The following is a 19,810-nucleotide window of genomic DNA, read 5'->3' on the forward strand; positions in this document are numbered from 1 at the left end:
TGGCTTTTTCGCGGCATTACCCGCGAAGAGGCCAGTGCAGCCAACGCCCATTCAATGCGCTTCGCCAGCCTTCAACCCCTCCGGCAGCTTGCGCGTCAGCAGCACTGCCACCATGCTCACCGCCAAGCCGATCCCGACAAAATGGAAGGCGTCGTTGTACGCCATGATCTGCGCCTGCTGATGGGTGATTTCACTGAGTTTGCCAAGCGCCGCCGTATCGCTGCCCAAGCGCTCCGCCAGTTGTGCCAGGCGCTCTGCCACCTGCGGATTGCTCGGCACCAGTGACTCGCGCAGGTAGTCGAAGTACACCTTGGTCCGCGCATCCAGCAAGGTGGCAAGTAGCGCGATGCCGATGGCGCCCCCCAGGTTGCGCAGGATGTTGAACAGGCTCGACGCCGACCCGGCATCCTGCTGCTGAATGTAAGCGGTGGCGATCAGCGAAATGGTCACCATGATCATCGGTTGCCCCAGCGCCCGAATGATCTGGACTTGATTGAACTGCGGCCCTGCAAAGTCCGGGTTGAGCACCCCCGAGCCAAAGCTGGCGGCGCCGAACAGGCAGAAGCCAATCGCGCAAAGTATCTTCGGCGAAATCACCTTCATCAGCAGGGGCACCAGCGGAATCAGAAATAGCTGCGGCACGCCCATCCACATGATCACTTCGCCGATCTGCAAGGCGTTGTAGCCCTGGATCTGCGCCAGGTACAGCGGCAACAAGTAGATCGAACCGTACAGCCCGACGCCCATGCCCAAGCTGGCGATGCTCGACAGGCCGAAATTGCGATTGCCCAGGATGCGCAGGTTGATCAAAGGGTGCGGCTTGGAAAACTGCAGGATCACAAAGGTAATCAGGCTGATCAGCGCGACCGTGCCCAGGCTGACGATCAGGTTCGATTCCAGCCAATCCTTGCGATGGCCCTCCTCGAGGAAAACCTGCAGGCAGCCCAGGCCCACGCCGAGCGTGACGATGCCGGCATAGTCAGTGCTTTTCAGCAGTTCCCAGTGTGCTTCTTTCTTTTCCAGCCCATACAGCAGGCCCGCGATCATCACCAGGCCTGGCGGGATGTTGATGTAGAAGATGTACTCCCAGCCCCAGTTCTCGGTCAGCCAGCCCCCCAAGGTCGGGCCGATCGAAGGCGCGAAGGTGGCGGTCATGGCGAACATGGCCATGCCCTTGGCACGGTGGTGTTCGGGCAGTTTGATCAGGGTCAGGGTGAACGCGAGCGGGATCAAGGCGCCGCCGGTAAAGCCCTGCAAGGCACGGAACATGATCATGCTCTCCAGGTTCCAGGCCATGGAGCAGAGCAGCGACGACAGCAGAAAACCGGCCGAAACCCACACCGCCAGGCGCCGGGCGGATAGCAGCTGCACCAGCCAGGCGGTCAGCGGGATCATGATGATCTCCGCAACCAGGTAGGAGGTGGAGATCCACGAGCCTTCTTCCAGGGTCGCGGAAAGCGCGCCCTGGATGTCCTTGAGCGAAGCGTTGGTGATCTGGATGTCGAGCACGGCCATGAAGGCGCCGAGCATCACGCTCATCACCGCAATCCAGTCGCGCCGGCTCGGCTCGGCAGTGGGCCTGAGCAGTTGATCACCGGCCATTGCGGCCATCGTCCTCGGCGCGGATATCGACGGTGGCGGTAACCGACATGCCGGGGCGGATGCGGCCGCGTAGCGGGTTGTCGGCACTGAAGGTCAGCTTCACCGGAATGCGCTGCACCACCTTGGTGAAGTTACCGGTGGCGTTGTCGGGTGGTAGCAGGCTGAACTGGGCGCCGGAGGCTGCGAACAGGCTGTTGACCCGACCCTCGACAGGCGTGTCCGGGTAGCTGTCGAACAGCAACTCGGCACGCTGGCCAGGTTGCATGTGGCCAATCTGGGTTTCCTTGAAGTTGGCCTGCACCCAGATGTCTTCGTCGGGCACGATAGACAGCAGGTAGGCGCCGGCCTGCACCACCTGGCCGTTGCGCGCGCTGCGCTGGCCGATGGTGCCGCTGATCGGGGCGCGGATCTCGCAGCGGGTCAGGTTCAGTTCGGCCTGGGCAAGGTCGGCGCGTGCATTGGCGATCTGCGCGTCGAGGCGTTTGAGCTCGGCAGCCAGGGCATTGACCTGCTGGCGCTGGCCTTGCAAATCGGCGCGTGCCTTGTCGACCTGGGAGCTGGCCACGTGGCGTTCTGCCGAGAGTGTGGTAACCCGCTCTTCGGACACGAAACCCGGCTTGCGCAGGGCCTCTGCGCGGTTGAGGTCCAGCCGTGAGCGGTCGAGCGTGGCCTGGTTGGCGGCGACCTGGGCCTGGCCAGCGGCGATCAGGCTGCCCTGTTGCGTCAGGCGGCTTTCGGCCTGTACGTGTTCCGCTTCACGGGTGGCCAAGGCCGCACGGGCGCGCTCGACGGCGAGCTGGAAGTCAGCGGCTTCCAGGCGTACCAGCAGTTCGCCTTGGACGACGTGCTGGTTGTCCTGCACGCGCACGTCATCGATGCGTGCGCCAAGTTGGCTGGAAATACGGGTGATCTCGCCTTGAACGTAAGCGTTGTCGGTACTTTCATAAAAGCGCCCCTTGAAATACCAGTGCGCCAGGAAGGCGAGGGCGATGGCCGCCACCACGACGAAGAAGATCAGCAGGCGGCGTTTGAGTTGTGCAGGCATGAGACGATGGTTCCAGAAATGTAAGCAAATTTAACAGTGAGCGACGGCCCTTCGACAAGTGTCGTTCGCGCCATTGCTGGAGCCCGGTGCCTGCTCCCTGCTAACATCCCGCCTTTGTTTCATCTTTCGTTCGAGACCTTCCATGACCACCGTACGCACGCGCATCGCGCCATCGCCCACGGGCGACCCCCATGTTGGCACCGCCTACATCGCCTTGTTCAACTACTGCTTTGCCAAGCAGCACGGCGGTGAGTTCATCCTGCGCATCGAAGATACCGACCAACTGCGCTCCACCCGCGAGTCGGAACAGCAGATCTTCGACGCCCTGCGCTGGCTCGGCATCGAATGGAACGAAGGCCCGGATGTTGGTGGCCCGCACGGCCCTTACCGGCAGAGCGAACGTGGCGAGATCTACGCCCAGTACGCCAAGCAACTGGTCGATGCCGGCCACGCGTTCTACTGCTTCTGCACCGCCGAAGAGCTGGAGCAGATGCGCGCCGAGCAGATGGCCCGTGGCGAGACCCCGCGCTACGACGGCCGTGCCCTGTTGCTGAGCGCCGAGGAAGTACAGCGCCGCCTGGACGCCGGCGAGCCCCACGTGATCCGCATGAAAGTGCCGAGCGAAGGCATCTGCGTGGTGCCGGACATGCTGCGCGGTGACGTCGAAATCCCGTGGGACCGCATGGACATGCAGGTGCTCATGAAGAACGACGGCCTGCCGACCTACTTCCTGGCCAACGTGGTCGACGACCACCTGATGGGCATCACCCACGTTCTGCGTGGCGAAGAGTGGCTGCCGTCGGCTCCGAAGCTGATCAAGCTGTACGAGTACTTTGGCTGGGAGCAGCCGAAGCTGTGCTACATGCCGCTGCTGCGTAACCCGGACAAGTCCAAGCTGTCCAAGCGCAAGAACCCGACCTCGGTGACCTTCTACGAGCGCATGGGCTTCATGCCCGAGGCGATGCTCAACTACCTCGGTCGCATGGGCTGGTCGATGCCGGATGAGCGCGAGAAGTTCTCCCTGGACGAGATGGTCGAGCACTTCGACCTGTCGCGAATCTCGCTCGGTGGGCCGATCTTCGACATCGAGAAACTGTCCTGGCTCAATGGCCAGTGGCTGCGTGAGCTGCCGGTCGAAGAATTCGCCACACGCCTGCAGAAATGGGCGTTCAACAGCGACTACATGATGAAGATCGCCCCGCACGTGCAGGGCCGGGTCGAAACCTTCAGCCAGGTTGCACCGCTGGGTGGTTTCTTCTTCGAAGGCGCGCTGAAGCTTGATGCCAAGCTGTTCGAGAGCAAAAAGCTGTCGGGCGACCAGGTGCGTCAGGTCATCCAGTTGATCCTGTGGAAGCTGGAAAGCCTGCGCCAGTGGGAGAAGGACCGCATTACCGGCTGCATCCAGGCGGTGGTCGAGGCGTTGGAGCTGAAGCTGCGGGACGCCATGCCGCTGATGTTTGCCGCCATTACTGGCCAGGCCAGCTCGGTGTCGGTGCTCGATGCCATGGAAATTCTCGGCCCGGACCTGACGCGCTACCGCTTGCGTCAGGCCCTGGACCTGCTCGGTGGCGTGTCGAAGAAAGAAAACAAAGAGTGGGAAAAGCTGCTGGCGACTATCGCCTGACGTGGCGTTAGCGCGAACCTGTGGGCGCAGGCTTGCCCGTTACCACAGGTTCAAATGCTTAGAAAACCATGGGAGAACAAAGGGCAGGGCGGTAAGTGATTGTTATCTGTGAAAAAACTTTTGGATAATTTCAAAAATTCGTTTGACAGCCGTGCAATCCGATCTTAATATGCGCCCCGTCCACAGCGATGAGCGAAACGAAACGCCAGCCACCCAGCCAGCGATTCTGCTCAGAGCGACATTGTGGGGCTATAGCTCAGCTGGGAGAGCGCCTGCATGGCATGCAGGAGGTCAGCGGTTCGATCCCGCTTAGCTCCACCAAATTCCGCTTAGCAGCCAAGGCTGATAAGCAAGACCGGGTCCAGCAACCGGGTCTTGAAGGTAAGAAGGTTCGTCCCCTTCGTCTAGTGGCCTAGGACACCGCCCTTTCACGGCGGTAACAGGGGTTCGAGTCCCCTAGGGGACGCCAGTTTTGCACAAGCGATGTTTCATTGTGTCGCTGGGCCGAGAGGCTAGAAATCCGGGGCTATAGCTCAGCTGGGAGAGCGCCTGCATGGCATGCAGGAGGTCAGCGGTTCGATCCCGCTTAGCTCCACCAATTTTGCCGCGGTACGTGAAAACGGACCGGCACGAAGGTTACGTCCCCTTCGTCTAGTGGCCTAGGACACCGCCCTTTCACGGCGGTAACAGGGGTTCGAGTCCCCTAGGGGACGCCACTTTTACCCGCGTTTTGCGGGGCTTAAAGAGGCTCATTCGTATATTGGATGAGCCTTTTGTTTTCGGGGCTATAGCTCAGCTGGGAGAGCGCCTGCATGGCATGCAGGAGGTCAGCGGTTCGATCCCGCTTAGCTCCACCAATTTTGCCGCGGTTTGTGAAAATGAACCGGCACGAAGGTTACGTCCCCTTCGTCTAGTGGCCTAGGACACCGCCCTTTCACGGCGGTAACAGGGGTTCGAGTCCCCTAGGGGACGCCATGTTTACCCGCGTTTTGCGGGACTTTAAAGGCTCATTCGCTTATTGAATGGGCCTTTTGTTTTTTCCCCTCCAAATATTCCCGGTACCGACAGGTGGCTGAGAATTTCGCTTGCCAAAAAATATTATGCCTATCATATTACGAGCATAATATTTGAGGTGGCCATGAACGACAAAAAGAGCAAGACCCGCGAACGGATTCTCGAGGCAGCGCGCAGTGCCTTGATTCAACATGGCCCGGCAGAGCCGAGCGTCAGCCAAGTCATGGGCGCCGCCGGGCTTACTGTCGGGGGGTTCTATGCCCATTTCGACAGCAAGGACGAGCTGATGCTCGAAGCGTTCCGCCAGTTGCTGGGCGAGCGGCGGGCCTTGCTGGCCCAGGTCGACCCTAGCCTGGATGGCGAAGCACGCCGCGCCTTGGTGTCGGCCTTCTACCTCTCGCGCAAGCACCGCGACGCTGAAGTTCATGCCTGCCCGCTGCCCAACGCCCTGGGCGAGATGCAGCGGTTGCCAGAGGTGTTCCGCGAGGTGCTGGCCGAGCACATCGAGCTGATGACCGCGAAAATGGTCGATCGCCCCGAAGACAGCGACAAAGCCCTGGCCGACCTTGCACTGATGGTCGGTGGCCTGGCCCTGGCGCGTGCCCTGGGTACTGGCGAGCTGTCCGACCGTGTATTGCGTGCCGCCAAGTCGGCGGTGATCTGAATAACCACAAGGCGGGAGCAAGGCGATGACTACCCTGAGCTGGATTCGTGGCATCAATGGCACCCTGGGCCACCTGGCGCCGGAGCATGTGGCCGGCAAGATGCGCCGCGCCTTCATGACCCCGCGCACGCTGCCGCCAAGAGCGTGGGAACTGCCACTGCTGGCCAAGGCCGAGCGCATCACCCTGCGCTTCGGGCTTTCGGCGTTGCGCTGGGGCAAGGGCCCGACGGTATTGCTGATGCACGGCTGGGAAGGGCGCCCCACGCAGTTTGCCGCGTTGATCGAAACCCTGGTCCAGGCTGGGCACACGGTAGTTTCGTTGGAGGGGCCGGCGCATGGGCGTTCGCCTGGCCATCAGGCTCACGTGGTGTTGTTTGCCCGCGCGCTGCTGGAAGCGGCGGCCGAGCTGCCGCCGCTGCGTGCAGTGATCGGGCATTCCATGGGCGGTGCCAGTGTGCTGCTGGCGCTGCAGATGGGCTTGCGCGCCGAGGCGGCGGTGAGCATCGCGGCACCGGCGCGATTGCTCGGCGTGTTGCGCGGCTTCGCCCATCACCTGGGGCTGCCGGCGCGGGCGCGGGCAGCGTTCATTCGCCAGGTCGAGCGGGATGTCGGGATGCAGATCGCACGCCTGGATGTCAGTGGTTATCAACTGGAGCTGCCAGGCTTGGTGGTGCATGCCGCTGACGATGGCCTGGTGGCCGCCGAAGAGGCCCAGATCATCCACAAGGCCTGGTTCGACAGCCGCCTGATGCTGTTGGAGGAGGGCGGGCACCAACGGGTGCTGGCCGACCCGCGTTTGGGCGAGGCAGTGCTCGAGCTGTTGAGCCGTGCCAGTGCGCCGGCGCGGCAAAGCGCCTGAGCATCCGTTACACTCGCCAGGACTGTGGAGCGCAAAGCGCCGCAATCTCCCCCAAAGAAACCTCTCAGGAGCGCGCATGAGCTGGGACCTGGCAACACCCTTCATCATCGACCTGCGCGTCGGCAGCGAAGACATCGACGGCCTCGGCCACGCCAACAACGCCGCCTACGTCACTTGGCTCGAGCGCTGTGCCTGGCGCCATTCCCAGCGCCTGGGTCTGGACCTGGCCGAGTACCGGCGCCTGGACCGCGCCATGGCCGTGGTACGCCACGAAATTGACTACCTGGCCGCCGGCTACGAAGACGACGAGCTGCAACTGGCAACCTGGATCATCGAATGGGATCAGCGCTTGCGCATGACCCGCCGCTTCCAGCTCAAGCGCCCACGCGATGGTGTGACCCTGCTGCGTGCGCAGACCACCTTCGCCTGTATCGAGTTGTCCAGCGGCAAGCCCAAACGCATGCCGGTCGAATTTATCGAGGGTTACGGCCAAGCGCTGATCGGTGCCTGAAGGCGTACGGTTTTTTGCTAAACTGCCGCCTTTTCCCGCCGAGACCCACACATGCAAATTGCCCTGGCCCCCATGGAGGGGCTGGTCGACAACATCCTGCGCGACGTCCTGACCCGAGTGGGTGGCATCGATTGGTGCGTCACCGAGTTCATCCGCGTGTGCGACCGCCTGTTGCCGCCTTCCTCGTTCGACAAGCTGGCGCCTGAGTTGCGCCAGGGCGCAAGGACTGCGGCCGGCGTACCGATGCGTGTGCAACTGCTGGGCTCTGACCCGGTGTGCCTGGCCGAGAACGCTGCGCTGGCCTGTGAGCTGGGGGCGCCGGTAATCGACCTGAATTTCGGCTGCCCGGCCAAGACCGTGAACAAGTCGCGTGGCGGCGCGGTGCTGCTCAAGGAGCCTGAGTTGCTGCATGCCATCGTCCGCGAGGTGCGCCGAGCGGTACCGGCGGACATCCCGGTCACTGCAAAGATGCGCCTGGGCTTCGACAGCCCCGACGGTGCACTGGAGTGCGCCACGGCCCTGGCCGAGGGCGGTTCGGCGCACCTGGTGGTGCATGCGCGGACCAAGGTCGAGGGCTACAAGCCGCCCGCTCATTGGGAATGGGTGGCGCGGGTGCAGGATGTGGTCAAAGTGCCGGTGTTCGCCAACGGCGAGATCTGGACCGTGGACGACTGGCGGCGCTGCCGCGAGGTCAGTGGTGCCGAGCACATCATGTTGGGGCGCGGGCTGGTGTCGCGGCCCGACCTGGGCCTGCAGATCGCCGCTGCCCGCGACGGCCGAGCGTACCAGCCCATGAGCTGGGATGACCTGCTGCCGCTGCTGCGCGAATTCTGGCGCCAGGCCCAGGCCAAGCTGTCCCCGCGCTATGCGCCGGGGCGGATGAAGCAGTGGCTGGCGATGCTGACCCGCAGCTACCCGGAAGCGGTGGTGCTGTTTGCCGAGCTGCGTCGGGAAGATGATTGCGCGCGCATCAGCCGCTTGCTGGGGGTTGAGGCGCAGGCCTTCGAGGCATGTGTGGCCTGATCTGCCGCTGTGCAGTAAAAGCGGGAAAACAGAAAATTTTTTTGTAGCCCCTCTTGAAAGCCGTTTCACCGGCCATATCTTTTGAGTACGCGATGCCGAAGTCGGGTCGCGTAGTGACTTACTTGCTGAATCTCAGGAGTTTATGACCATGACTACCGCTTTCTCTCTCGCTCCACTGTTCCGTCATTCCGTTGGTTTCGACCGTTTCAACGACCTGTTCGAATCCGCGGCACGTAACGAGGCCGGTAGCAGCTACCCGCCCTACAACGTGGAAAAACATGGCGAAGACCACTACCGCATCGTGGTTGCCGCTGCCGGTTTCCAGGAGCAGGACCTCGACCTGCAGGTCGAAAAAGGTGTCCTGACAGTCTCCGGTGGCAAGCGCGACAGCAGCGCCGCTGAAGTGACCTACCTGCACCAGGGCATCGCCCAGCGCGCCTTCAAGCTGTCGTTCCGCCTGGCCGACCACATCGAGGTCAAGGCCGCTGGCCTGGCCAATGGCTTGCTCAGCATCGACCTGCTGCGCATCGTGCCTGAAGAAGCCAAAGCCAAGCGCATCCCGATCAATGGCGATAAGCCAGCGCTGAACTAACAGTCAGCCGGTCGGTAACGAGAAGGGCACCTCAGGGTGCCCTTTTCGCATTCCGGCATCAGAAATCTGCCGGTGCCTCCAGCAACATCTGGCGGAACTCCGACAATGGCAGTGGCCGGCTGTGCAGATACCCTTGGTACAAGTGGCAGCCCAACTGCTCGAGAAACGCCAGTTGCTCGGTCAACTCCACGCCTTCGGCGATCACCGCCAGGTCCAGGCTGTGGGCCATGGCGACGATGGCGCGGACGATTTCGGCGTCATTGGGGTCGATCGGCGCATCGCGCACGAAGGTCTGGTCGATCTTCAGGGCATCCACCGGCAAACGCTTGAGGTAAGTCAGTGACGAATAGCCCGTGCCGAAGTCGTCCATGGCAAAGCTCACCCCGTGGCGCTTCAGTTCGCGCATCTTGCTGATGGTGTCTTCGAGGTTCTGGATGACGATGCCTTCGGTGATCTCGAGCTTGAGCATCTGCCGTGGCAGGCGGTAGTCGTCCAGGCTGCGCAGGACCCGCCCGACGAAATCGTTCTGGCGGAACTGCCGCGGGCTGATGTTCACGCACAGGCTGAAGTCATTGGCGTCGATCAACCCATCCATGAGCATGTGCGCGCACGCGTGGCAGGCTTCGTCGAGGATCCAACTGCCCACTTCCAGAATCAGCCCGCTTTCTTCCAGCACCTGGATGAACTGCGCCGGCGGCTGCTGGCCGAGTTGCGGGTGGTGCCAGCGCAGCAACACCTCGGCACCAACGATACGGTTGTCGCGGGCATCCACCTGGGGCTGGAAGTGCAGGGCCAGCTCACCCCGGGCCAGCGCCAGGCGAAGGTCGTTTTCCATGCGCAAGCGCTCGCTGGCGGCCTTTTGCATGGTGGTGTGGAACAGCTGGGTGGTGTTGCGCCCGGAGTCCTTGGCCCGATACAGCGCAATATCGGCGCGTTTGAGCAGGTCTGCCGGGGTGGTGCCGTGATCGGGTATCAGCGCCACGCCGATGCTGGGGGTCACCTGCAGGCGTTGGCCATCCAGCGACATCGGTTCGGCCAGCAGTTCACGCAGGGTATCGGCCAGATCGCGCACCTTGCTTTCGACCTGTTCGCGGCTGCCCTCCAGGCCGCTGAGCAGCACCACGAACTCGTCGCCGCCCAGCCGCGCCACGGTGTCTTCCAGACGCACGCTGGCCTCCAGGCGCGCGGTGATGATCTTCAACACGGCGTCGCCCACCGGGTGGCCGAGCGAATCGTTGATGTGCTTGAAGTGATCGAGGTCGAGAAACAGCAGCGCACCCCGCAGGTTGTGGCGTTTGAGCAGGGCGATCTGCTGGCTCAGGCGGTCCATCAGCAGGGCGCGGTTGGGCAGGTTGGTCAGCGGGTCGTGGTACGCCAGGTGGCGGATCTGCGCTTGGGCATTCTTCAGCTGGCTGACGTCGCGGGCGGTCAGCAGCAGGCAGTCGGTCTCGTTCAGGGTGATCGGTTCCACCGACACTTCGACGGTGAGGATATCGCCGCGCTTGTTGCGCCCGAGCATCTCCCGATGGTGCACCCGGCCCCGCTCCTTGAGCTCGGCGAGCAGGGCGCTGCGCTGCTTGTCGTCGGCCCAGATGCCCAGCTCGTAAACGCTGCGCCCGACCACTTCCGCCGCGCTGTAGCCGGTCAGCCGGCAGAACCCGTCGTTGATTTCCAGGTAGCGGCCGCTGTAGCGCTCGGTGATGGTGATGGCGTCGGGGCTGGAGTGGAAGGCCTTGGCGAACTTCTCTTCACTGGACTTGAGCGCCGCTTCGGCGCGTTGCTGCTGGGTGATGTCGCGCAGGGTGGTGACGCTGCAGGGCTGGTCATCGACACTGATCAGGCAGCTGGATATCACGCAGGTCAAGGGTGAGCCGTTGCGGTGGTTGACCACCACGGCCACGTTGCTCAGGGCCTGTTCGCGGATCACTCGCTCGATACGTTGCGCGCGTTCGATGGACTCTGCCCACAGGCCGATTTGCTCGGCGGTGTGGCCGATCACCTGGTCGGCGTTCCAGCCGAAGGTCTGGGTGAAGGCCGGGTTGATCTCGATGAACTGGCCGGTGTCCTGGCGGGTCACGCAGATCGGGTCTGGGCTGACCTGGAACAGACTGGCGAACTTTTCTTCCGAGGCGCTCAGGCGCTGTTCGCGCTCTACCTGGTCGGTGATGTCCAGCAGCGTACCAGCCATGCGCAGGGGGTTGCCCTGGTCGTCCCGGTACAGCCGCGCACGGCTTTCGATATAACGCGAAGTGCCGTTGTCCAACTGTACCCGGTAGGTGATCTGGTAATTGCCCGCAGGCCCTTCGCGCAGGCTGCGGTAGGCCTGGCGCATGACGTTGCGCTCTTGCTCCGGCACACCTTCGAAAAAGGCATCGAAGGACTCATGGAAGGGGATGGGGTCAAGGCCGTGCAGTTGCGCCGCGCGGGCCGAGCCATACAGCATGCCGCTGGGGATGTGCCAGTCCCAGGTGCCCAACTGCGCCGAATCCAGGGCCAGATCGAGTCGCTCCTGGCTGTCCTTGAGGGCCTGCTCGGCGCGCTTGCGCTCGGTGGTGTCGACGAAGGTGCTGAGCAGAAAGGTCACGCCCTCCAGTTCGATGCCCTGGGTGCAGAGGATGCCGTCATGCACCTTGTCGTTGCTGGCCCGGAACTGCACCTCGAGGATCAGCGGGCCGCTGCTGGCGCGGGTGGCGTCGAGCATCTGCTGGCGTTGCTCGGGGTGCACCCACAGGCCCAGCTCCAGGCTGGTCTTGCCGATTACCTGGCTGCCCGGCCAGCCGAACATGTCCTCGAAATGCTGGTTGACCTCGAAGATCATGCCGTCGTGGCGACGGGTCAGCAGGATGGCATTGGGGCTCAGGTGAAACAGCGTGGCGAAGCGCTTTTCCGAGTTGATCAGCGCCGTTTCCCGCTCGCGCTGGCGAGTGATCTCGCGGATCACCCCGATCATCTGCGGCCGGCCATGGCGGTCGTGGGTCAGGCTGCCGTTTATCTCCAGCCAGTGCAGGCTGCCATCCGGCCAGCGGATGCGGTGGCGCATGGCCTGCTCCACGGGCTCGCCGTTGACCACTGCCTGGAACAACTGGCGGGTGCGCGCGCGGTCTTCCTCGGGCAGCAGGTCGAGGTAATCGATGTCGTTGGGCAGCGGGCGTTGCGGGTCGAAGCCGAACAACGCCTGGGTGCCGCGTGACCAACTGACCCGACCGGTTTCGATGTCCCACAGCCAGGCTCCCAGGTGGGCACCGTTAAGCGCGGCCAGCAGCTGTGGGGCGTTTTGCCAGGCCTGCTCGGATTCCTGAGGGTCAGCCGCAGAGATACGCGGCAGGCGCGGAAAGCGGTTTGCTGATTTGGGCATTGGTACCAGACCTTTGGCGTTTGAGGCGTCCTTGAGTTGGAAATGCCGAACTGACGACCGGTCAGGCGGACCCTGCGTGACTGTCGAGCAGGGCCATGAAGGCCCTCGCCGCATTAGATAGCGTTCGCTCCGTGTGCAGTATGTAGCCTAGCTGGCGCGACAGCTGTATGCCGGGTAAAGCGATGGGTGCAACCTGATCGTCGAGCATGGTGCGGGGCAGCACGCTCCAGGCCAGGCCAATGGAAACCATCATCTTGATGGTTTCCAGGTAGTTGGTGCTCATGGCGATGTTCGGCGTCAGCCCCTGGCTTTCGAACAGGCGCTGGACGATGTGGTGGGTAAAGGTGTTGCCGCCCGGGAACACCGCCGGGTGGCGGGCGACATCGGCCAGGCTGACCGCGTGGTTGCTGGCCAGTGGGTGCTCCGGTGCCGCCACGAAGTCCAGGGCGTCGTTCCAGACCGGGATCGCCTTGATCAGGTGGTGGGGCTCGGGTGCCAGGGTGATGACGGCAATTTCAGCGCGGCCATGGAGTATCTCGTCGTAGGCCGCTTCTGAATCCAGGAACTGAATATCCAGTGCCACCGAGGGGTACTGCCGGGTAAAGGCCCGTAGAAGCGGAGGCAAGCGGTGCAAGCCGATATGGTGGCTGGTGGCCAGGGTCAGTCTACCGCTCACCTGTCCCGTCAAATTGGTCAGTGCGCGTCGAGTATCATCGAGCACATTGAGTATTTGATAGGCCCGTGGCAGCAACGCCCGGCCAGCTTCGGTCAGGGTCACTTCACGCCCCAGCCGGTCGAACAGGCGCACGTCCAATTGCTGCTCAAGGCCGGCGATGCGTTTGCTGATGGCAGGCTGGGTCAGGTGCAGGCGTTCGCCGGCCCCGGAGAAGCTGCCGGTTTCGGCAATGGCGATAAAAGCACTGAGGTTGGCCAGGTCCATCTCTCTGATTCCTGATGGTTATGCAAAGCATGAAAATTATGAATTTGAGTTATTCAATCTATCGCCATAGCATCGTCCGTACAAGCCAAGGGGTCTTTGGCATAGAAAGACGCTGATGAGGAACAGTCTGATGGCTGGCAAAACGCTCTACGACAAACTCTGGGAAGCCCATGAGGTCAAGCGCCGTGATGACGGCTCGTCCTTGATCTACATCGACCGACACATCATCCACGAAGTGACGTCGCCCCAGGCCTTCGAAGGCCTGCGCCTGGCGAACCGCAAGCCATGGCGCATCGACACCAACATCGCCACGCCCGACCACAACGTGCCGACCACGCCAGAGCGCAAGGGCGGTATCGAAGCCATCGTCGACCAGGTGTCGCGCCTGCAAGTGCAGACCCTCGACGAAAACTGTGACGAGTACGGCATCGTCGAATTCAAGATGAACGACGAGCGCCAGGGCATCGTCCACGTCATCAGCCCGGAGCAGGGCGCTACCTTGCCGGGCATGACCGTGGTCTGCGGCGACTCGCACACCTCCACCCACGGTGCATTTGGCGCCTTGGCCCACGGCATCGGCACCTCGGAGGTCGAGCACGTGCTCGCTACCCAGTGCCTGGTCGCCAAGAAGATGAAGAACATGCTGGTGCGCGTCGAAGGCCAATTGCCTGCCGGTGTCACCGCCAAGGACATCGTCCTCGCCATTATCGGCAAGATCGGCACCGCGGGTGGCAACGGCCACGCCATGGAATTTGCCGGCAGCGCTATCCGTGGTTTGTCCATGGAAGGCCGCATGACCATCTGCAACATGTCGATCGAGGCTGGTGCCCGTGTCGGCTTGGTGGCGACCGATGCCACCACCGTTGCTTATGTTGAAGGTCGCCCCTACGCGCCGAAGGGCGAGCAGTGGGAGCAAGCGGTAGCGTCTTGGCAAGACTTGGTTTCCGATGACGACGCGGTGTTCGACACCGTGGTCGAGCTGGACGCCGCGCAGATCAAGCCGCAGGTCAGCTGGGGCACTTCACCCGAGATGGTGCTGGCGGTTGACCAGCGCGTGCCGGACCCGGCCGCCGAGGCCGACTTGGTCAAACGTGGCTCGATCGAGCGTGCCTTGAAGTACATGGGCCTGACCGCCAACCAGGCGATCACCGATATCCAGCTCGACCGCGTATTCATCGGCTCCTGCACCAACTCGCGGATCGAAGACCTGCGCGCCGCAGCTGAAATCGCCAAGGGCCGCAAGGTCGCTGCCACCGTCAAGCAGGCCATTGTCGTTCCGGGCTCGGGCTTGGTTAAGGCGCAGGCCGAACGTGAAGGCCTCGACAAGATCTTCCTCGAAGCCGGTTTCGAGTGGCGTGAACCGGGTTGCTCGATGTGCCTGGCGATGAACCCGGACCGCCTGGAAAGTGGCGAGCACTGTGCCTCGACGTCCAACCGCAACTTCGAAGGCCGTCAGGGTGCCGGTGGCCGTACCCATCTGGTCAGCCCGGCCATGGCGGCCGCCGCCGCGGTGACGGGCCACTTCATCGATGTACGCGAGTTGATCCAAGGGAGCGCAGCATGAAAGCCTTTACCCAGCACACCGGCCTTGTCGCGCCATTGGACCGTGCCAACGTCGACACCGACCAGATCATTCCCAAGCAGTTTCTCAAGTCGATCAAACGCACCGGCTTCGGCCCCAACCTGTTCGACGAGTGGCGTTACCTGGATGTGGGCCAGCCCTACCAGGACAACAGCAAGCGCCCGCTGAACCAGGAGTTCGTGCTCAACCACGCACGCTACCAGGGTGCCAGCGTGTTGTTGGCGCGGGAGAACTTCGGTTGCGGCTCCAGCCGCGAGCACGCGCCCTGGGCGTTGGATGAATACGGCTTTCGCAGTGTCATCGCACCGAGCTTTGCCGACATCTTCTTCAACAACAGTTTCAAGAACGGTCTGTTGCCGATCATCTTGAGCGATGAGGAAGTCGACGAGCTGTTCAAGCAGGTGGAAGCCAACCCTGGCTATCAGTTGACCGTCGACCTGCAAGCCCAGGCCGTGACCCGTCCTGATGGCAAGGTGCTGCACTTCGAGATCGATGCCTTCCGCAAGCACTGCCTGCTCAACGGCCTCGACGACATCGGCTTGACCTTGCAGGACAGCGATTCGATCAAAGTCTTCGAAGGCAAGCACCGCGCCAGCCAGCCCTGGCTGTTCCGGGATGCCTGATTGACCGGCTCCCTCATTGGCAACGCTGCCGATGTGGGAGCGGGTTCGCCGGCGAAGCCTGCATAGGCAACACAACACCAAAAGGATTGCCCCATGACCAGCACCACCCACACCGATGTGGTCCAACGCCAGTTCGGCGAACAGGCCAGCGCCTACCTCAGCAGCGCGGTACATGCCCAGGGCACGGAATTCGCCCTGCTGCAAGCCGAGCTGGCAGGCCATGCCGAGGCGCGTGTACTGGACTTGGGCTGTGGTGCCGGTCATGTCAGCTTCCACGTCGCGCCTCTGGTGGCGGAAGTGGTCGCCTACGACCTGTCGCAGTCGATGCTCGACGTGGTCGCCAGTGCCGCTGCCGAGCGTGGCCTGGGCAATATCACCACCGAATGCGGTGCCGCCGAGCGCCTGCCGTTCGCTGACGCCTCGTTCGACTTCGTCTTCAGCCGCTACTCGGCACACCACTGGAGCGACCTGGGCCTGGCCCTGCGCGAAGTGGGCCGCGTGCTGAAGCCGGGTGGGGTGGCGGCGTTCATCGATGTGCTGTCACCCGGCAGCCCGTTGCTCGACACCTACCTGCAAACGGTCGAAGTGCTGCGCGACACCAGCCACGTGCGCGATTATTCTGCCGCCGAGTGGCAGCGCCAGGTCAGCGAAGCCGGCCTGCACGCCCGTAGCCACACGCGTCAGCGCCTGCGCCTGGAGTGGAGCTCGTGGGTAGAGCGCATGCGCACGCCCGAGCCGCTGCGTGTGGCCATACGCCAATTGCAGCAAGCCATGGGTGAAGAAGTGCGGCAGTATTATCAGATTGAAGCCGACGGCTCGTTCAGCACCGATGTCATCGTGTTGTGGGCCGAGCGCTGAGTTTATTTCGCTGCGGCCGAGCTGGCCGCAGCGCTTGAATGGATAGAGGAAAGCATGAGCAAGCAGATTCTGATTCTCCCAGGTGATGGCATCGGCCCGGAAATCATGGCCGAGGCGGTCAAGGTGCTGGAGCTGGCCAACGACAAGTTCCAGCTGGGCCTGAGCCTGGCGCACGACGTGATCGGTGGCGCGGCCATCGACAAGCATGGCGTGCCGCTGGCTGACGAGACCCTGGAGCGTGCGCGCCAGGCCGATGCCGTGCTGCTGGGCGCCGTGGGCGGCCCGAAATGGGACAAGATCGAACGTGACATCCGCCCTGAGCGTGGCTTGCTGAAAATTCGCTCGCAACTGGGCCTGTTCGCCAACCTGCGCCCGGCCATCCTCTACCCGCAACTGGCCGATGCTTCATCGCTCAAGCCAGAAATCGTCTCGGGCCTGGATATCCTCATCGTCCGCGAGCTGACCGGTGGCATCTATTTCGGTGCGCCACGTGGTCAGCGTGAACTCGAAGGTGGCGAGCGCCAGGCCTACGACACACTGCCCTACAGCGAAAGCGAAGTGCGCCGCATTGCCCGCGTCGGTTTCGACATGGCCCGTGTGCGCGGCAAGAAGCTGTGTTCGGTGGACAAGGCCAACGTCCTGGCTTCGAGCCAGCTGTGGCGCGAAGTGGTCGAAGACGTGGCCAAGGACTACCCGGATGTCGAACTGAGCCACATGTACGTCGACAACGCTGCCATGCAGTTGGTCCGCGCGCCCAAGCAGTTCGACGTGGTAGTGACCGATAACATGTTCGGTGACATTCTGTCGGATGAAGCTTCCATGCTGACGGGTTCCATCGGCATGCTGCCTTCGGCGTCGCTGGATGCCGACAATAAAGGCATGTACGAGCCGTGCCACGGCTCGGCGCCAGACATCGCCGGCCAGGGCATCGCCAATCCGCTGGCGACCATCCTGTCGGTGTCGATGATGCTGCGTTACAGCTTCAACCAGCAGGCTGCAGCAGAGGCCATCGAGCAGGCCGTCAGCCTGGTGTTGGACCAAGGTTTGCGCACCGGTGACATCTGGTCGGCCGGCTGCGACAAAGTAGGCACGCAGGAAATGGGCGACGCAGTAGTCGCAGCGCTGCGGAATCTGTAATCTCTCTGGCCCGCCACCGTTTTAAGTCGGTGGCGGCCCACTTTTAGCAAAGGTGTAGTTGCGATGAAACGTGTAGGTCTGATCGGTTGGCGCGGTATGGTCGGTTCCGTGCTCATGCAGCGGATGCTGGAGGAGCAGGATTTCGACCTTATCGAGCCGGTGTTCTTCACCACCTCCAATGTCGGTGGCCAAGGCCCGAACGTGGGCAAGGATACAGCTCCGCTCAAGGACGCGTATTCGATTGAAGAACTCAAGACCCTCGACGTGATCCTGACTTGCCAGGGCGGCGACTACACCAACGAGGTCTTCCCCAAGCTGCGTGAAGCTGGCTGGCAGGGTTACTGGATCGATGCCGCCTCGTCCCTGCGCATGCAGGATGACGCGGTCATCATCCTCGACCCGGTCAACCGCAAGGTCATCGACCAGCAGCTCGATGCCGGCACCAAGAACTACATTGGCGGCAACTGCACGGTCAGCCTGATGCTGATGGGCCTGGGCGGCCTGTTCGAAGCCGGCCTGGTCGAGTGGATGAGCGCCATGACCTACCAGGCAGCTTCCGGTGCCGGCGCGCAGAACATGCGTGAGCTGATCAAGCAGATGGGCGCCACCCACGCGGCCGTGGCCGATGACCTGGCCAACCCGGCCAGCGCCATTCTGGACATCGACCGCAAGGTTGCCGAAACCATGCGCGGCGAAGCGTTCCCCACCGAGAACTTCGGTGTGCCGCTGGCCGGCAGCCTGATTCCGTGGATCGACAAGGAGCTGCCGAACGGGCAGAGTCGTGAAGAGTGGAAGGCCCAGGCTGAAACCAACAAGATCCTCGGTCGTTTCAAGAGCCCGATCCCGGTCGACGGTATCTGCGTGCGCATCGGCGCCATGCGATGCCACAGCCAGGCGCTGACCATCAAGCTGAACAAGGACGTGCCGCTGGCCGACATCGAAGGCATGATCAGCCAGCACAACCCATGGGTGAAACTGGTGCCGAACCAGCGAGAGATCAGCATGCAAGAGCTGACCCCGACCAAGGTCACCGGTACCTTGAACATTCCGGTGGGTCGCCTGCGCAAGCTGAACATGGGTTCGCAGTACCTGGGTGCGTTCACCGTGGGTGACCAGCTGCTGTGGGGCGCCGCCGAACCGCTGCGCCGCATGCTGCGGATTCTGCTGGAGCGTTGATCGTTCTGGTTTGACCGAAAACCCGCGCTGGCGACAGCGCGGGTTTTTTTATGGTGGGTTACGCCTGGTAGCAAACGAATGGCTGTGTTGGCCTCGTCGGGGCAATGCGAGTAAAGTGCCGCTCCCCGTTTCGCCTGAGGCAGCCCGTAGCATGAACCCTTCTCTCGATATCGCCGTCGTCGGCGCCACCGGCAGCGTCGGTGAAACCCTGGTACAGATTCTCGAAGAACTGGCGTTCCCGGTCGCCACCTTGCACCTGCTGGCCAGCATGGAGTCCGCAGGCAGCAGCGTGATGTTCGCCGGCAAGAAGCTCAAAGTCCGCGAAGTGGACAGCTTCGATTTCGCCCAGGTCAAGCTGGCCTTCTTCGCCGCAGGCGCGGCGGTCAGCCGCAGCTTCGCCAGCAAGGCCCTGCAGGCAGGCTGCACGGTCATCGACCTGTCCGCCGGCCTGGACGATGCCCTTGCCGTGGTGCCTGAAGCCAATGCCGAACGCCTTGCCGGCCTGACGCTGCCTGCACGCATTGCCAGCCCTAGCAGCGCAGCCGTTGCCCTGACCGTTGCGCTGGCACCGCTCAAAGGCTTGCTGGACATCGAACGGGTTCAGGTGATGGCCGCGCTGGCGGTGTCCGCGCAGGGGCGCGAAGCGGTCAGCGAACTGGCCCGGCAGACCGCCGAGCTGCTCAACGCCCGCCCCCTGGAGCCGCGCTTCTTCGACCGCCAGATGGCGTTCAACCTGCTGGCCCAGGTCGGCGCCGCCGACGAACAGGGCCACACCGCGCTGGAGCGGCGCCTGGTCAGCGAATTGCGCGTGCTGCTCGGGCAGCCTGAACTGAAGATTTCGGTGAGCTGCGTTCAAGTCCCGGTGTTTTTCGGCGATAGCTTCAGTGTGGCCGTGCAGAGCCGTCGCCCGGTCGACCTGGCTGCGGTCAACCAGGCCCTGGAGTCTGCCGACAGCGTCGAGTTGGTGGAGCGCGACGATTATCCGACCCCGGTTGGTGACGCAGTGGGCCAAGACGTGGTCTATGTTGGTCGTGTACGCCATGGTGTCGATGAAGACCAGCAGCTCAACCTCTGGCTGACCACCGACAACCTGCGCAAGGGCGCGGCGCTCAATGCTGTGCAGGTGGCACAATTGTTGATTAAAGACAGGCTGTAAAAGATACTGCGAGCACTTTTGTCCTGCTCTGCATGCAGGTTTCGGGACG

16 protein-coding genes and 6 tRNA genes are annotated in these 19,810 nt (G+C 62.8%); 18 read left to right on the forward strand and 4 right to left on the reverse strand.

Annotation, left to right across the window (positions count from 1 at the left end; translation table 11 throughout):
* Positions 1-51: 51 nt before the first annotated feature.
* Together CKW22_RS19530 and CKW22_RS19535 are read right to left on the reverse strand one after the other, a co-directional pair.
* Entirely contained in the window at positions 52-1,542 is a 1,491-nt protein-coding gene (locus CKW22_RS19530) for an MDR family MFS transporter (RefSeq protein WP_177326508.1), read from the reverse strand.
* Positions 1,543-1,591: 49 nt separating this feature from the next.
* Positions 1,592-2,647 carry an HlyD family secretion protein gene (locus CKW22_RS19535; RefSeq protein WP_095064825.1) on the reverse strand — a complete coding sequence of 352 codons (1,056 nt, stop codon included), beginning with the start codon at positions 2,645-2,647 and terminating at the stop codon, positions 1,592-1,594.
* Positions 2,648-2,789: 142 nt separating this feature from the next.
* Here CKW22_RS19535 and gltX point away from each other — a divergent pair, with 142 nt between their 5' ends.
* The 12 genes from gltX (at position 2,790) to CKW22_RS19595 (ending at position 8,934) form a co-directional block, all read left to right on the forward strand.
* On the forward strand, positions 2,790-4,271 hold the full coding sequence (gene gltX / locus CKW22_RS19540) for a glutamate--tRNA ligase (RefSeq protein WP_033700555.1): 1,482 nt from the start codon (positions 2,790-2,792) through the stop codon (positions 4,269-4,271).
* 245 nt (positions 4,272-4,516) lie between these two features.
* Positions 4,517-4,592 (forward strand) — tRNA-Ala (locus CKW22_RS19545).
* Between the two features lie 72 nt (positions 4,593-4,664).
* Positions 4,665-4,740, forward strand: a tRNA-Glu gene (locus CKW22_RS19550).
* A 53-nt stretch (positions 4,741-4,793) separates the two neighbouring features.
* Positions 4,794-4,869, forward strand: a tRNA-Ala gene (locus CKW22_RS19555).
* A 42-nt stretch (positions 4,870-4,911) separates the two neighbouring features.
* A tRNA-Glu gene (locus CKW22_RS19560) sits at positions 4,912-4,987 on the forward strand.
* A 65-nt stretch (positions 4,988-5,052) separates the two neighbouring features.
* Positions 5,053-5,128, forward strand: a tRNA-Ala gene (locus CKW22_RS19565).
* 42 nt (positions 5,129-5,170) lie between these two features.
* Positions 5,171-5,246, forward strand: a tRNA-Glu gene (locus CKW22_RS19570).
* Between the two features lie 163 nt (positions 5,247-5,409).
* The gene (locus CKW22_RS19575) at positions 5,410-5,949 is read left to right on the forward strand and encodes a TetR/AcrR family transcriptional regulator (RefSeq protein WP_047583563.1); all 540 of its coding nucleotides are present in this window, start codon (positions 5,410-5,412) and stop codon (positions 5,947-5,949) included.
* Between the two features lie 25 nt (positions 5,950-5,974).
* Positions 5,975-6,808: an alpha/beta hydrolase gene (locus CKW22_RS19580; protein ID WP_095064827.1), complete on the forward strand. Its 834-nt coding sequence runs from the start codon at positions 5,975-5,977 to the stop codon at positions 6,806-6,808.
* 76 nt (positions 6,809-6,884) lie between these two features.
* Positions 6,885-7,319: a thioesterase family protein gene (locus CKW22_RS19585; protein WP_033700551.1), complete on the forward strand. Its 435-nt coding sequence runs from the start codon at positions 6,885-6,887 to the stop codon at positions 7,317-7,319.
* Positions 7,320-7,370: 51 nt separating this feature from the next.
* Complete coding sequence (locus CKW22_RS19590; RefSeq protein ID WP_033700550.1) at positions 7,371-8,342, forward strand: tRNA-dihydrouridine synthase; 972 nt, start codon at positions 7,371-7,373, stop codon at positions 8,340-8,342.
* Between the two features lie 148 nt (positions 8,343-8,490).
* Complete coding sequence (locus CKW22_RS19595; RefSeq protein ID WP_033700549.1) at positions 8,491-8,934, forward strand: Hsp20 family protein; 444 nt, start codon at positions 8,491-8,493, stop codon at positions 8,932-8,934.
* Positions 8,935-8,992: 58 nt separating this feature from the next.
* Here CKW22_RS19595 and CKW22_RS19600 read toward each other — a convergent pair whose 3' ends face one another.
* Together CKW22_RS19600 and CKW22_RS19605 are read right to left on the reverse strand one after the other, a co-directional pair.
* Positions 8,993-12,289 (reverse strand): bifunctional diguanylate cyclase/phosphodiesterase, encoded by a 3,297-nt coding sequence (locus CKW22_RS19600; RefSeq protein WP_095064829.1) that lies wholly within the window; start codon positions 12,287-12,289, stop codon positions 8,993-8,995.
* A gap of 61 nt (positions 12,290-12,350) precedes the next feature.
* Positions 12,351-13,229, reverse strand: coding sequence for a LysR family transcriptional regulator (locus CKW22_RS19605; RefSeq protein WP_033700546.1), 879 nt, complete (start codon positions 13,227-13,229; stop codon positions 12,351-12,353).
* Between the two features lie 130 nt (positions 13,230-13,359).
* Between CKW22_RS19605 and leuC the strand changes: the two genes are divergently transcribed.
* From leuC to CKW22_RS19635, 6 genes are all read left to right on the forward strand, one after another.
* Positions 13,360-14,793 (forward strand): 3-isopropylmalate dehydratase large subunit, encoded by a 1,434-nt coding sequence (leuC, locus tag CKW22_RS19610; RefSeq protein ID WP_033700545.1) that lies wholly within the window; start codon positions 13,360-13,362, stop codon positions 14,791-14,793.
* Positions 14,790-15,434, forward strand: a complete 645-nt coding sequence (gene leuD, locus CKW22_RS19615; RefSeq protein ID WP_033700544.1) for a 3-isopropylmalate dehydratase small subunit — start codon at positions 14,790-14,792, stop codon at positions 15,432-15,434. The genes leuC and leuD overlap by 4 nt, the downstream gene beginning before the upstream one ends.
* Positions 15,435-15,527: 93 nt before the next feature.
* On the forward strand, positions 15,528-16,292 hold the full coding sequence (locus CKW22_RS19620; protein ID WP_095064831.1) for a class I SAM-dependent methyltransferase: 765 nt from the start codon (positions 15,528-15,530) through the stop codon (positions 16,290-16,292).
* A gap of 54 nt (positions 16,293-16,346) precedes the next feature.
* The gene (leuB, locus tag CKW22_RS19625) at positions 16,347-17,429 is read left to right on the forward strand and encodes a 3-isopropylmalate dehydrogenase (RefSeq protein ID WP_033700541.1); all 1,083 of its coding nucleotides are present in this window, start codon (positions 16,347-16,349) and stop codon (positions 17,427-17,429) included.
* Between the two features lie 63 nt (positions 17,430-17,492).
* Complete coding sequence (asd, locus tag CKW22_RS19630) at positions 17,493-18,605, forward strand: aspartate-semialdehyde dehydrogenase (protein ID WP_033700540.1); 1,113 nt, start codon at positions 17,493-17,495, stop codon at positions 18,603-18,605.
* Positions 18,606-18,756: 151 nt separating this feature from the next.
* Entirely contained in the window at positions 18,757-19,761 is a 1,005-nt protein-coding gene (locus tag CKW22_RS19635; RefSeq protein ID WP_095064833.1) for an aspartate-semialdehyde dehydrogenase, read from the forward strand.
* Positions 19,762-19,810: the final 49 nt, after the last annotated feature.

This window comes from Pseudomonas sp. Irchel s3f19, from assembly GCF_900187555.1.
In the GTDB taxonomy this organism is placed as follows: Bacteria; Pseudomonadota; Gammaproteobacteria; order Pseudomonadales; family Pseudomonadaceae; genus Aquipseudomonas; species Aquipseudomonas capeferrum.

Bases quoted from the DNA above. Each gene is read 5' to 3' on its own strand.
- CKW22_RS19535 (WP_095064825.1), bottom strand. From the start codon at position 2,647: ATGCCTGCACAACTCAAACGCCGCCTGCTGATCTTCTTCGTCGTGGTG.
- gltX (WP_033700555.1), top strand. From the start codon at position 2,790: ATGACCACCGTACGCACGCGCATCGCGCCATCGCCCACGGGCGACCCC.
- CKW22_RS19575 (WP_047583563.1), top strand. From the start codon at position 5,410: ATGAACGACAAAAAGAGCAAGACCCGCGAACGGATTCTCGAGGCAGCG.
- CKW22_RS19580 (WP_095064827.1), top strand. From the start codon at position 5,975: ATGACTACCCTGAGCTGGATTCGTGGCATCAATGGCACCCTGGGCCAC.
- CKW22_RS19585 (WP_033700551.1), top strand. From the start codon at position 6,885: ATGAGCTGGGACCTGGCAACACCCTTCATCATCGACCTGCGCGTCGGC.
- CKW22_RS19590 (WP_033700550.1), top strand. From the start codon at position 7,371: ATGCAAATTGCCCTGGCCCCCATGGAGGGGCTGGTCGACAACATCCTG.
- CKW22_RS19595 (WP_033700549.1), top strand. From the start codon at position 8,491: ATGACTACCGCTTTCTCTCTCGCTCCACTGTTCCGTCATTCCGTTGGT.
- CKW22_RS19600 (WP_095064829.1), bottom strand. From the start codon at position 12,289: ATGCCCAAATCAGCAAACCGCTTTCCGCGCCTGCCGCGTATCTCTGCG.
- CKW22_RS19605 (WP_033700546.1), bottom strand. From the start codon at position 13,229: ATGGACCTGGCCAACCTCAGTGCTTTTATCGCCATTGCCGAAACCGGC.
- leuC (WP_033700545.1), top strand. From the start codon at position 13,360: ATGGCTGGCAAAACGCTCTACGACAAACTCTGGGAAGCCCATGAGGTC.
- leuD (WP_033700544.1), top strand. From the start codon at position 14,790: ATGAAAGCCTTTACCCAGCACACCGGCCTTGTCGCGCCATTGGACCGT.
- CKW22_RS19620 (WP_095064831.1), top strand. From the start codon at position 15,528: ATGACCAGCACCACCCACACCGATGTGGTCCAACGCCAGTTCGGCGAA.
- leuB (WP_033700541.1), top strand. From the start codon at position 16,347: ATGAGCAAGCAGATTCTGATTCTCCCAGGTGATGGCATCGGCCCGGAA.
- asd (WP_033700540.1), top strand. From the start codon at position 17,493: ATGAAACGTGTAGGTCTGATCGGTTGGCGCGGTATGGTCGGTTCCGTG.
- CKW22_RS19635 (WP_095064833.1), top strand. From the start codon at position 18,757: ATGAACCCTTCTCTCGATATCGCCGTCGTCGGCGCCACCGGCAGCGTC.